The sequence below is a fragment of the Flavobacterium sp. UMI-01 genome, assembly GCF_019656315.1.
GTDB lineage: Bacteria > Bacteroidota > Bacteroidia > Flavobacteriales > Flavobacteriaceae > Flavobacterium.
In genome coordinates, this window is record NZ_BPLU01000010.1 from 38,377 (window position 1) to 51,545 (window position 13,169).

Annotated in this window: 8 protein-coding genes; 4 read left to right on the forward strand and 4 right to left on the reverse strand. The window is 33.0% G+C overall.

All coding sequences use genetic code 11. The features are described 5' to 3' along the window. Nucleotides 1-28 precede the first annotated feature (28 nt). From K5R64_RS06825 to K5R64_RS06835, 3 genes are all read left to right on the forward strand, one after another. The gene (locus K5R64_RS06825; protein ID WP_220762107.1) at nt 29-1,609 is read left to right on the forward strand and encodes an NADP-dependent glyceraldehyde-3-phosphate dehydrogenase; all 1,581 of its coding nucleotides are present in this window, start codon (nt 29-31) and stop codon (nt 1,607-1,609) included. 549 nt (nt 1,610-2,158) lie between these two features. Beyond that, nucleotides 2,159-5,332 (forward strand): TonB-dependent receptor, encoded by a 3,174-nt coding sequence (locus K5R64_RS06830; protein WP_220762108.1) that lies wholly within the window; start codon nt 2,159-2,161, stop codon nt 5,330-5,332. 70 nt (nt 5,333-5,402) lie between these two features. Continuing rightward, nucleotides 5,403-7,001 carry a RagB/SusD family nutrient uptake outer membrane protein gene (locus K5R64_RS06835; RefSeq protein WP_220762109.1) on the forward strand — a complete coding sequence of 533 codons (1,599 nt, stop codon included), beginning with the start codon at nt 5,403-5,405 and terminating at the stop codon, nt 6,999-7,001. Nucleotides 7,002-7,293: 292 nt separating this feature from the next. Here K5R64_RS06835 and K5R64_RS06840 read toward each other — a convergent pair whose 3' ends face one another. The 4 genes from K5R64_RS06840 to K5R64_RS06855 form a co-directional block, all read right to left on the reverse strand. Beyond that, nucleotides 7,294-7,881 carry an LUD domain-containing protein gene (locus tag K5R64_RS06840; protein WP_220762110.1) on the reverse strand — a complete coding sequence of 196 codons (588 nt, stop codon included), beginning with the start codon at nt 7,879-7,881 and terminating at the stop codon, nt 7,294-7,296. 3 nt (nt 7,882-7,884) lie between these two features. After that, nucleotides 7,885-9,258 carry a lactate utilization protein B gene (locus K5R64_RS06845; protein WP_220762111.1) on the reverse strand — a complete coding sequence of 458 codons (1,374 nt, stop codon included), beginning with the start codon at nt 9,256-9,258 and terminating at the stop codon, nt 7,885-7,887. 34 nt (nt 9,259-9,292) lie between these two features. Then, complete coding sequence (locus tag K5R64_RS06850; RefSeq protein ID WP_220762112.1) at nt 9,293-10,030, reverse strand: (Fe-S)-binding protein; 738 nt, start codon at nt 10,028-10,030, stop codon at nt 9,293-9,295. Nucleotides 10,031-10,499: 469 nt separating this feature from the next. After that, nucleotides 10,500-11,588: a M42 family metallopeptidase gene (locus K5R64_RS06855; protein WP_220762113.1), complete on the reverse strand. Its 1,089-nt coding sequence runs from the start codon at nt 11,586-11,588 to the stop codon at nt 10,500-10,502. An 84-nt stretch (nt 11,589-11,672) separates the two neighbouring features. Here K5R64_RS06855 and K5R64_RS06860 point away from each other — a divergent pair, with 84 nt between their 5' ends. Further along, complete coding sequence (locus tag K5R64_RS06860; protein ID WP_220762115.1) at nt 11,673-12,347, forward strand: DUF4294 domain-containing protein; 675 nt, start codon at nt 11,673-11,675, stop codon at nt 12,345-12,347. The last annotated feature ends 822 nt before the right edge of the window (nt 12,348-13,169 follow it).

Consider the following 13,169-nt stretch of genomic DNA (forward strand, 5'->3'; position numbering starts at 1 on the left):
ATAATCAAACCAATACTACAAAAAAAACATGAATTCAATTCCACAAGAGTACCAAATTAAGGAGGTCTTACATCAAGACACTTACTTAATCGATGGAGAATTAAAAAAATGGACAGGGGAAACTACGCCCGTGTATTCCACTATTTCTTCAACCGAAAATTATGCGCCTACATTATTAGGTTCAATCCCTTTTATGGGGGAAAAAGAAGCTTTAGATGCTGTACATTCAGCTTCAGCTGCATTTGACAATGGACAAGGATTATGGCCTACTATGAAAGTAGTAGATCGTATCAAGTGTATGGAGAATTTTGTGCAACAAATGAAAGAAACCCGTGCTGAGGTTGTGAAATTCTTAATGTGGGAAATAGGAAAATCGTTAGGAGATTCTGAAAAAGAATTTGACAGAACAGTTGAGTACATCTATGATACCATTGAGAGTTATAAGGAACTCAATGCTCGTAGTGCTCATTTTTCAAAAGTACAAGGAGTAAATGCAATGGTAAGGAGAAGTCCGTTAGGTGTTGTATTGTGTTTAGGTCCATATAATTATCCTTTGAATGAAACTTTTTCGTTGTTGATTCCAGCGATTATTATGGGGAATCCTGTTATTTTCAAACCTGCAAAGCATGGTGTGTTATTAATTTCGCCAATGTTAGAAGCGTTCAGAAGTAGCTTTCCTAAAGGCGTTATTAATATTCTTTACGGTAGAGGTAGAGAAGTGGCTGCTCCAGTTATGCAATCAGGAAAAGTGGATATTTTGGCCTTGATTGGAAATAGTAAATCTGCAATTGCATTACAAGACCAACACCCTAATAAAAACCGTTTGCGATTAGTATTAGGATTGGAAGCTAAAAATCCAGCAATTATTTTACCAGAAGCCGATTTGGATTTGGCTATTAATGAATGTATCACGGGAACCTTATCATTCAACGGCCAGCGTTGTACTGCATTGAAAGTATTATATGTACATGAATCAATTGCAGCTGAATTCAACAAACGTTTTTCTGAAAAAGTAGATAATCTCATTTTTGGAAATCCTTGGGAGAAAGGAGTGTCCTTAACTCCACTACCAGAAAAAGAAAAACCAGCATATATCCAAGGGTTAATTGATGATGCTTTAGCCAAAGGAGCTAAAATTATTAATGCTAAAGGAGGACAGCATTCAGAGAATTATATTTATCCTGCAGTTTTATATCCTGTTAATAAAGAAATGAGAGTGTATAAAGAAGAGCAATTTGGTCCTGTTGTGCCAATTTTGACATTCAAAGACATTCAAGAGCCTCTTCAGGATATGGCAGAGTCTAATTATGGTCAGCAAGTGAGTTTGTTTGGGCAAAATGTTAAGACAATTGCACCACTAATTGATTCATTAGTGAATTTAGTGAGTAGAGTAAATTTAAATTCTTCATGTCAGAGAGGGCCTGATGTTTTTCCATTTACTGGTCGTAAAGACTCAGCAGTTGGTACATTGAGTATTCACGATGCGTTACGTTCGTTTTCAATTAGAACTTTTGTTGCGTCAAAAGACAATGAGTATAACAATGCCATTTTGCAAGAATTGTTGAATAGTAAAGAATCTAACTTCATTAATACGGATTACATTTTATAAAGACGTAAGTTCTAGTAAAAATAGAAGGCCTTCTTAAATTTTTAAGAAGGCTTTTTTTGTTATAAGAAGGAGTAGATGAGATACTTTATTGGCGTCTAATTCTTAAACTGTAATAGCTATTTTTTTCAACTGGTTTACCAGATTGGCTGTTTTTAGCTTTTTATTTGGATAGCTGTGTTTTTTTAGTAAGTAAATTCTTTTTTTTTAAGTATTTTCCGTGAAAATTGAGTTAAATTTTAAGGGTTGTTTCTTGATTTTTTATTGTTAAAATTGGTTTTTTGTTACTAATATTTTAATTTTTTTAATTAAAAATAATGTTTTGTGTTTTTATTTTCATTTTTCATTTTTTTGTACACTTTCTTTTTTTTATTGGTTAAAAAAAAATTAAGTTTGTTTTGTTGATTGGTTAACCAAATTGGTTGTTTAATTTTTTAAATAAGAAAGCGATAATTTATTTTTGAGTGTTTCAATCGATATAGTATTAAAAGGGAAAGACTTTTTCAACTTTCAAATTCAAAAAAACAAATTAATTAACAAACGGATTAAATTATGAAAAGAAGTATTTTAATGTTTCTCTTAGTTTTCTCATCGATTATCAATGCACAAACTGACAAGATTAAGGTGTCAGGAAAAGTACTTGATAATACCGGTCAGACAATACCTAATGCTACTGTTACTGTAGATGGTAATAGTGTGATTACTGATTTTGATGGGAAATATGTGATTTTAGCAAATAGTGCTAAATCAGTCCTAAAATTTTCTTACTTAGGGTTTGAAACTAAAAGTGTTGTAGTAGGAAAGAACACAACAATAAACGTAACCTTAGCGGAAGCAAATAATCAATTAAATGAAATTGTTGTAGTAGGTTATGGTACCCAAAAGCGATCAAGCGTCACTGGGTCAGTAGCTAAAGTTAAGAGTGAAAAAATTGAAACAGCACCAGTATCGAGATTAGATAATGCTTTACAAGGTAAAATTGCTGGAGTTAGAATTCAAAATATTTCCTCAGAAGCCGGTGCTGATACACAAGTAAATATTAGAGGTGTGAGTTCTATTGGTTCAGGAACAGGTCCTTTATTAGTAGTGGATGGACAACCAATGCCTGATGGATTTGGAGCATTGAATAATGCGGATGTAGAGTCTGTTGAGGTATTAAAAGATGCTGCATCGGCTGCTATTTATGGTTCTCGAGGTGCAAATGGTGTAATCTTGGTGACGACTAAAAGCGGTAAAGAAGGAAAAACAAAATTTACTTTCAGAAATACTTCAGGAGTTAAGCAAGCTTATGAAACCTATGATATCATGACCTCTCAAGCTTATGTTGAGAGATTGTATGCTGAACAAGCATTAAGAGTAGCTGATCCATTATGGACATCAGCTTATGGGTCAACATTATCTTCATTAAGTAAATGGCAAGCGCAGTATTCTATTGAAAAAGATTTATTAGGAGGAAATGCAACGGATTATCAAGATGAAGCTTTAAGAACGGCTTATTATCAAGATGTGCAATTTAATGTGTCTGGGGGTAGTAAAAAAAGTAAGTTTTTTATTTCTACAGGTTATCAATATGACCAAGGATTAATGTTAAAGAGTGAATTCCAAAAGTTAAACTTTAGAGTGAAATATGACGCCGCTTTGACAGATAAAATTAAATTAAACATTAACTTAAATCCTTCGAATACAAAAACAGAGAGACCAGCTGTTAATTTTATTGATTTCACAAGATTTCCTAGTTTCCTTCCAGTATATCATACTCAAGCAACAGCAAATTTCATTAATGGACAACAACCAAGTAGAAATATTAAAGTTGGTGATTTTGCAGAAGATGATGACTTTGCTAATCTAGTTTATAGTGGTATTGATCCAAACGGAGTAGCTTATACAACAGCTGCTAATGCAATTCCATTTACAACATCCAATACGAACCCAATGCGTGCATTATTAATGCAAGATGATAATAATAATCAATTTCGTTTTCAAGGAAGTGTAGGTTTAAGTTTTGAAATCGCAAAAGGATTAGATTTAAGAACTACCCAAAATATATATTATAAAAATTCAGAAAGATTACAATCTGGAGCAGCTAATGCTTCAAGATTTGGTAATCCAAATTATGCAACTTATACTACTACTAATTATTTTGACTTTTTGACTGAAAATACTTTGAATTATAAAAAGTCAATTGGAAATCATGATTTTACAGGTTTAGCTGGTTTTACGTTGCAATCAACTAGAGAAAAATTCTTAGTGACAGCGGGAACAAATTTCCCTAGTGATTTTGTCCAAAATTTAAATTTTGCTACTACGATTGCTCAACCAATTCAGTCTGATATTACTACGGGTTTAATTTCTGTTTTAGGTAGGGTTAATTACGCCTATAAGGATAAATATTTAGTAATGGCGAGTTATAGAACTGATGGTAGTTCAAAATTTGCTGATGGAAATAAATGGGGAGGATTTCCAGCGGTTTCATTAGGTTGGGTACTTTCAAAAGAAAACTTCTTAAATAATGTTGAAGCAATTAATAGATTAGCTTTTAGAGCAAGTTATGGTGCTACTGGAAATAACAATATTAGTCCTTTTTTATATGAAAACACTTTTAATAGTGCCAATTATTTGAGTGGTTCAGGAACAGGAAATGTTCAAGGTGGATTAGCTAATACAAACCTGGTTAACTTTAATAAAGACATCACTTGGGAAAGAACTTTTCAAACGAATTTAGGGTTGGATTTGTCTATGTTTAGAAATAGAATCAGTATGAGTGTTGATGTATATAATTCTGAAACAGAAAAGTTATTATTAAATCAAGCAAGTATGTTAATCACAGGTTCTAGTTCTACTATTGTTAACGCTGGAAGTCTAAATAATAAAGGTATAGAATTAGAATTATCAACAGTAAACATCAAAACAAAAGATTTTAGCTGGAGTACTGATTTTAATATTTCACATGTTAAAAATAAGATTAAAAATTTAGGTTCTAATTCACAAATAATTTCATCTACGATTGATGGTAGAAACGGTTTAAATAATTATGCAATTATAGGTCAGCCATTAGTAAGTTATTATGGTTATAAAACAGACGGTGTTTGGATTAGTCAAGAGCAAATAGCAGCTTCAGGATATACAACTACTTTAACAAATGGTTTGAAAGAAGGTGGTTTGAAAATTGTGGATATAAATGGTGACAAGAAAATCGATACTAATGATAGAACAATTTTAGGTAATCCGTATCCAGATTTTACTTGGGGATTAACAAATAAATTGAATTATAAAAACTTTGATTTAAATTTTACATTACAGGGAGTTAAAGGGGGACAATTAATTAATGGTGATGTTAACTACAATGAAGCGAAAGAAAGAAATTTAAATTACATGGCCAATAGATGGGTTAGTCCAAGTAATCCAGGGGATGGTAAAACGCCTTATACCACTAACGGTTTTAACTGGTTATTTACTGATAATGCGATTGAAGATGCTACTTATATGACTTTGAGAGAAGTTTCATTAGGTTATAATTTAGGAAAAGAGACATTAAATAAGTTAGGTTTAGCTAATTTTAGATTCTTTTTATCTGGTCAAAATTTATTCTTTTTGGCAAATAAAAGTTATAGAGGTATAAATATTGAAGCAAGAACTTCACAATCTGATGCGCTACATGATGGATATCAGAGAGGTGCTTATCCAATTCAAAGAACAATTCTTGCAGGAATTGAAGTAGGATTATAATAAATAAGATTTACATAAATCTAAAATAAAATAGGTTTTGTGAAATTAAAAAATTTTAAAAAACATAAATATGAAAAATATTATCAATAAAAATAAGTTGTTAATTTTATTTTCAATTTTATCTCTATCAAGTTGTTCAGATTATATTGATGTTGAAAACTTCAATCAAATCAGTAGTGAAAATTTTTATAGAGATGAAACGGAATTAAGTTTGGCTGTAAATGGATGTTACAATACGTTGAGAGCACCTATAGCCTTCGAATGGATGTTGTCAGAAATAAGAAGTGATAATACTTTTATGAACAACACAGGTACAACTAACGCTCAAAATTTGCAAGTATATAGTAATGATATCTTTCAAGCTCCTTCTTTTGATTTATTTATTGAAAGTTATTGGGCGACAACTTATACTAGTATTCGTAGTATAAATGCCCTTTTGCAGGGATTGAAAACGTCTTATAATGCATCTACTGGAACTATTGATTACAATGGTTCTGTAGCTGTTTCAGATGCGATTAGAAAAACAACTGCGGGTGAAGCTTCTTTTATGAGAGCTTATCATTATTTTAATTTAGTTAGGCTATATGGAGGAGTATATTTGTTAGATAGGCCTATCACTTCAGAAGAAGCTCTAAATTTATCAAGAGCAAGTGTTGATGATATCTATAAATTTATTATTGCAGATTTGAAAAATGCTTCTGCAAATTGTATATCAACAACGTTTGCAGGAACTACTGCAGCAAATAAAGGAAGAGCTACTGCTTGGGCAGCAAAAGCTTTATTGGCTAAGGTTTACCTTACTCGTGGACAAAAATCAGATGCATTGCCATTGTTGACTGATGTTATTGCTAATAGTGGTTATTCAATATTGACTGGTACGGGAGCATATGCTAATGTATTTGCTTCTACAAATGAATTAAATGCTGAAATATTATTTGCGATTCGTTTTAAATCAGGTGGTCTAGGATATGGAAGTTCTTTAGCAAATTTATTCTCAAGTAACACAAATGCGGTTACCACTCAAACAGGATTACCTGTTCCAGCAGGGACAAGAGGGGCGTATAATAATCCAACTGAAGAATTGTACAATTCTTACAGTGCGTCTGATGTGAGAAGAAATTACAATATTAAAGTTTATAAACCTACTCCGACTTCTGTATCTACTACATGGACTTATTGGGCTTCTAAGCATATTACAACTGTTGGAGTTGCTAATGATTCTGAATTGGACTGGCCAGTATTGAGATTTAGTGATGTATTGTTGATGTATTGTGAAGCAGTAGGTACTGCTAATACTACTACTTTGGACTATTTGAATAGAGTACACACTAGAGCAGGGTTAACTGCCTATACATTGACTAATCTTGCTTCAACTGCAGCTTATGAATCAGCAGTTGCTAATGAAAGAAGATGGGAATTTGCATTAGAAAATCAACGTTGGTTTGACTTATTACGTTTCAATACTACAATGACAACCATCACCGCTAAAGGAGTAATGGATAATCATTTCAGTTTAATGACTGCATTTTATGCTCAGTACGACAATCCTTTTACGTTATTACAATTACAAGCTCATACTGCAGACCCAAAATTCAAATTATTACCAATTCCTAATATTGAAATTGTTACAAATACTAAAAATAAAATACCTCAAAATGAGGGCTATTAATTTTTAGATTGATATAATTTAATTTTTTTTTTTTTGACACCCAATGCCACTTGTTAATCACAAGAGTTATTGGGTGTTTTTTTTATGGTATAATTGGTAAAATAGTTGATACTTTTTTAAGGCGAAAAATTCGGGGGTAAATTTGCTTTTTTGTTTGACGTAGGTTCAGGTTTTCTATATCGTTAGTGTTGAATAAAAAAAAGTTTATTGAAACGAATTTCAATAAACTTTCTAGAATATGGTATCTTTTAAAACTTCAAAGCATTTTTGTCAATTGTTTTTAACGAGTGCCTTATTTAATAAAAACGGAAAGGCTTAATGCACCGTGGGCACCAATTACGAGAGACTGTTCAATGTCGGCTGTTTTGGATGGGCCTGCAATGAAAACACCAAAACCAGTAGGTTTTTTAGTGATTTTTTGATAGGCATGATGCATAAAGGGAACTAAATTGTTTTTAGATATTACAAGTACCAAATGGTTGGTAATAAAAGGAAGAACTCTAATAGGGAGTTTGTCATCCTCAATCCATACAGCGCCATTTTCTGCTACCGCAAGATCACTTTCTAGAATTAAAATATCTAGGTCTTCTAAATCTTGTGGTCTATTAATATTTTGCAAATCAATAGTATTAAAATTCTCAATTCCTTCCAAGGTTGAATAATTATTTGGAGTATTTGGAATCATTGCGAGAATTTGATTGACAACATCTTGATTGGATGTAGCATGATACACTTGACCTCCTACTACTTCAACTTTTTTTGTGAATTCTTGAATAAGATTTATTTCTTCTTCAAACAATGAAATATTGATATTTGGAAGCTCAATTAATTCAGGTTTGTTGGCAGCAATTTTAGCTAATATTTTTTCTCTGCTGTTCATGAGTTACTTTTTTTTATTTTTTTCTCTTTCTAAATACCATTCGTCAAAACTTTGTTCAGGACCAAGTGGTAAATCTCGAGCTTTGCCCCAAGCATTAGGTTTAGAGTTGATGACGGATTTAGGTAAATTTCGTAAAGACCATCGTGCTATAATGCCTACTTTTTCAAATTTTTTAGGGTTAGCAAATAAGCTACCCATCGCTTTCATTGCTTGTTTTTTTACGAAAGGTTGTGGGGTTTCTTTAGTGATGATTTGGCGCCATTTATACAACTGAGAATGTATATCAATCTTCACAGGACATACATCGGAGCATGAACCGCAAAGAGTTGAGGCAAAGGGAAGTGTACTGTGTTTCTTTAGATCGAGTCCGGGTGACAAAATTGAACCTATAGGTCCTGGAATAGTAGCATTATAACTATGACCTCCACTACGTCTATATATTGGACAAGTATTCATACAAGCACCACAACGAATACAGTGTAAAGAAGCTCTAAAATCTGAACGACTCAATTGTTCGCTTCTTCCATTGTCCACAATTACAATGTGCATTTTGGTTCCTTTTCGAGGTTTTTTAAATTGTGATGAATAAGTTGTGATGGGTTGACCTGTTGCACTGCGAGCCAATAATCGTAAAAAGACACCCAAATGTTCCTCCTTAGGGATAAGTTTCTCAAATCCCATACAAGCAATGTGTACTGGAGCGAGGTGTACCCCCATGTCTGCATTTCCTTCATTGGTACAAACCACTAAAGCTCCGGTTTCGGCAACTGCAAAATTTACTCCAGTGATGGCAATATCAGCTTCGATAAATTTTTCGCGTAAATGTTTTCGAGCCTCGTTAGTCAAATATTGAGGGTCACCATCACATGGCTGTGTACCTAAATGTTCTTGAAATAATTTGTCAACTTCATGTTTGTTTTTATGAATAGCTGGCAATACAATATGGCTAGGTGGCTCTTGGGCTAATTGTACAATTCGCTCACCTAAATCGGTGTCAATAACTTCAATTCCATCGGCTTCTAAATACGGATTAAGATGGCATTCTTCAGTCAACATGGATTTACTTTTGACTACTTTGGTACCCTTATTGTCTTTTATAATTTGATGAATGATGCGATTATGTTCAGCAGCATCTGCCGCCCAATGTACTTCAACACCATTTTTTTTAGCGTTTTCTTCAAATTGGAGTAGGTAATGGTCTAAGTTGGAAAGCATGTGAGACTTGATGCCATGACCTAGGTTGCGTAACTCTTCCCATCCTTTCACACTGTGTACAGATTTATCTCTTTTATGACGAACAAACCATAAGGCTTTATCGTGCCAATCGACACGTTTTTCGTCTTTGTTAAATATTGAAGCTAATTTTGAATGACTCATATTTTTAATTTTTGGTAGTCGTTATAAGAAATAATTATAAAGAGCTGTTTAAAATTTCGGCGATATGCAAAACTTTTAGAGGTTGCTTGTTGCGAGTGATTAGTCCCTCTAAGTGCATTAAACAAGATGTGTCAGTTGCTGTAATCACTTCAACACCATTTTCTAGGTGATCTTGAATTTTATCTTTACCCATTTTTACAGATACGGCTTCTTCTGTAACAGCAAATGTTCCCCCAAAACCACAACATTCATCACTTCTTCTTAAGGACATTATCTCAGTTCCTTTAACTTCTTTTAGTAAATCTTCCAAAGAAGAAAAAGAGGCTCCTACAACTTCAGAACATGAGCCTAATCGTAATCCTCTTAATCCATGACAGCTTTTATGGATACCTACTTTGTAGGGGAACGATGCACCTAGATTTTTAATTTTTAAGACATTTACTATAAAGTCGCATAGTTCATATACATTTTGGCGTACTTTAATTACTTCTTCTGTTTGTGGTATGATGTTATAATGCTTTTTAACATGATATGCACAGCTTCCAGAGGGAGTAACGATATAATCAAAATCCTTAAAGTTGTTTACAAAATTATTGCATGCACCCACAGATTCGTATTCGTAGCCTGAATTAGCCATAGGTTGTCCGCAACATGTTTGTCCTGATGGATAAACGACTTCTACATTTAATTTTTCTAAAACTTCAATTGTTGCTTTTCCTACTTGAGGGTATAATTGATTGATATAACAAGGGATAAATAAACCTACTTTCATATTCTTTTGATTTGTATAATATTATAGTATTCCTAAAATTCGAGGTTATAATGTCCTAATCAAGGAATAAAACAGATTACAATATTAGTGGGAATAGCAACGCAAAACTTCCTAATATTTGATTAAAGGTGATATTATATTTGCTGTTTTTGATGTAAATAAGGATATAAGAGCTATTTATAGTTAAGGGGAAGTTTTTTTTATTGTTTTTGGAAATGAAAAAATACAAATTTGATGGCGCTACTAAGGGTGCGTTGTGCTAACTTGGATGTGATTTTTACAAAAAAATAAAGACCAGTGGGTATTTATGAATAGACAAAGCTATTTTTTAAGAGTTAAATTTAAGCTTTAATGAAAAAGGAGTGGCTGTGGAAGGTAAAGAATGTGTAATAGTAGTAGGAAGTATAATAGGTAAATTTGTTCAAGGTTTTTTTCTAACGCAACCTTGAACAAATTTATATCGAATGATTTATTTGAAATAAGAAAAAGTTTCGTTGTTTTCTAATTTTAAAATCGTTTCGTAAATCAATTTAATAACGTTTTCTACATCCTCTCGATGAACCATTTCAACTGTGGTATGCATATAACGCAAGGGAAGCGAAATTAAAGCTGAAGCCACTCCGCCATTGCTATATGCAAAAGCATCGGTGTCAGTTCCTGTTACTCTTGATGAAGCTAGGCGTTGGAAGGGAATATTTTTTTCTTCAGCCGTGTCCACGATTAAATCTCTTAAATTGTTTTGTACAGCAGGAGCATAAGTGATTACAGGTCCCTTTCCGATTTTTGTTTCACCTTCAATTTTCTTTTCAATCATGGGGGTCGTAGAATCGTGGCATACATCAGTAATTATGGCTACGTTTGGTTTGATGGTTTGTGTAATCATTTCGGCACCACGTAAGCCTACTTCTTCTTGTACGGCATTAGTTATGTATAAACCAAAAGGAAGCTTAATTTGGTTTTCGTGTAATAATCTAGCAACTTCGGCAATCATAAAACCACCCATGCGATTGTCTATGGCGCGACAAACAAATTTGTTTTCATTTAAAATCATGAACTCATCTGGATAAGTAATCACGCAACCTACGTGTACGCCAAGTTTTTCTACTTCTTCTTTGGTTTCGCATCCTAAATCAATAAAAATATTGTCTGTTTTGGCTACTTCTTCTTTGCCTCTACTGCGGGTATGGATAGCTGGCCAACCAAAAACCCCTTTGACAATCCCTTTTTTAGTATGAATATTGACCCTTTTTGAAGGGGCTATTTGATGGTCTGAACCTCCATTTCGAATGACGTAAATCAATCCGTCTTCCGTAATATAATTCACATACCATGCAATTTCATCGGCATGACCTTCAATGACTACCTTATAAGGAGCATCAGGATTAATTACGCCTACTGCGGTTCCATAAGTGTCGGTTATAAATGTATCAACATAAGGTTTTAGATAATTCATCCAAATTTTTTGACCTTCAGCTTCATACCCCGTTGGAGATGCGTTGTTTAAATAGTGCTCTAAAAATGCTAAGGATGTTGGTTTTAATATAGATTCTGTACTCATAAATAATATTTTTTGGCTAATTTATAAATTTGGTACTAGAATTGTATATTTAATGTATAATTTTACCTAGTAAATTGTATCTCAATGAAGTTTTTTATTACACTAATAGGTTGCTTTCTTTTATCATCGAATGGTGTTGCGCAAATCATTCCTTCTAATCCAAAAATTAGAGTTTCTGAAATAGACGAGTCTTATGATATAGAGAAAGACACGATTCAATTAGAAGAAATTATAATTTCTAAACAAAAATTAAACGAAATTGACAGAAAGCAGTTTTTGATTTTACAAAATAGAGTTTTGGTAACGTATCCGTATGCTAAATTAGCAGCTGATCGCTTAGTGTCATTAAATAAAGGAATGGATAGGCTTTCTAATGCGAGAGAAAAGAAAAAATATTTTAAAATTGTAGAAGATTATTTGACCAACGAATTTGAAGCGAGGTTAAAAAAGTTATCCCGCAGCCAGGGTCGCATTTTGGTAAAACTCATTCACCGTCAAACTGGGGCAACAACCTATGAGTTGGTAAAAGAATTAAAGAGTGGTTGGAAAGCTTTTTGGTCAAATACAGCTGCGAGTATGTTTGATATTGACTTAAAGTCAAAATACCAGCCGTACGATGTGAACGAAGATTTTCTTATCGAAACAATATTGTTTAGAGCTTTTAATTCGGGTAGGTTGCAATATCAACCACCAGCTAAAGCTGTCGATATTGATGATTTGAGCGAACATTGGTTAGCAAAAGCTCAAAAAGAAAAATAGCAACAGCTCTTCTCGATGATTGAGATTTTACTTTTTCTTCCTAATTATATTATGTGTTTTAAACGGAGTGTTAGGAGTGTGTATTTTGGCATTTTGTGCTTATAATACATAAGGTGTAGTTCTTGTTGGTTATTATTTGTTCAAGAATTTGTTGGGTTGAACCGTGAGAACGAGTTATTATGTGTTTATTATAGGGCTCTTAATTGCTATATTTTTAAGCTGTCTTAGTGGATAAACCATCAAAAACTATTAGTTGGCTGCATAGATTTCGCTTTTATACTCTCCAAACTCCTACAATTTCAAAAAAGACAAAAATGTAAGAAACATATTTTCAGGTTGTTAAAAAAAAGGCAGAAATAAAAATAGCAAAAGGTATTGTAAAAACGAATAAAGGTGTTACTTTTGCACCCGCAATCAGCAAGACGTTCACTGATATACTGGCAAGCAATAAGGATAGAGAAGGGGGTTAAATCTCTGAAAAAAAATATCAAAAAAAGCTTGTGAGAAAAGAATTTACGTTTTACATTTGCACCCCGCAATTAGCGCAAGTTATTTGAAATACTGACAGGAGAAATGGTTTTTAGTTTTTTGAAAGAAGAATAAAAAAAACTTTAAATTTTTCTTGTGAGATTAAAAAGAAGTTGTACTTTTGCACCCGCTTCGAGAAACACGGTTAACCTGTGAGAATAGAAGAGGAAAAGAGACTGAAATAAAATCAGTTTAAACAATAAGAACACGTTCCTAGACATATTGAATTGACAGCCGTCCCGATTTATCGGGACAAAAGAATAAGAGTAATAGAATCGAGAGATTCGAGAAGAA

Excerpts from the sequence above, each read along its gene's own strand:
- K5R64_RS06825 (WP_220762107.1), top strand. The coding sequence starts at position 29 with ATGAATTCAATTCCACAAGAGTACCAAATTAAGGAGGTCTTACATCAA.
- K5R64_RS06830 (WP_220762108.1), top strand. The coding sequence starts at position 2,159 with ATGAAAAGAAGTATTTTAATGTTTCTCTTAGTTTTCTCATCGATTATC.
- K5R64_RS06835 (WP_220762109.1), top strand. The coding sequence starts at position 5,403 with ATGAAAAATATTATCAATAAAAATAAGTTGTTAATTTTATTTTCAATT.
- K5R64_RS06840 (WP_220762110.1), bottom strand. The coding sequence starts at position 7,881 with ATGAACAGCAGAGAAAAAATATTAGCTAAAATTGCTGCCAACAAACCT.
- K5R64_RS06845 (WP_220762111.1), bottom strand. The coding sequence starts at position 9,258 with ATGAGTCATTCAAAATTAGCTTCAATATTTAACAAAGACGAAAAACGT.
- K5R64_RS06850 (WP_220762112.1), bottom strand. The coding sequence starts at position 10,030 with ATGAAAGTAGGTTTATTTATCCCTTGTTATATCAATCAATTATACCCT.
- K5R64_RS06855 (WP_220762113.1), bottom strand. The coding sequence starts at position 11,588 with ATGAGTACAGAATCTATATTAAAACCAACATCCTTAGCATTTTTAGAG.
- K5R64_RS06860 (WP_220762115.1), top strand. The coding sequence starts at position 11,673 with ATGAAGTTTTTTATTACACTAATAGGTTGCTTTCTTTTATCATCGAAT.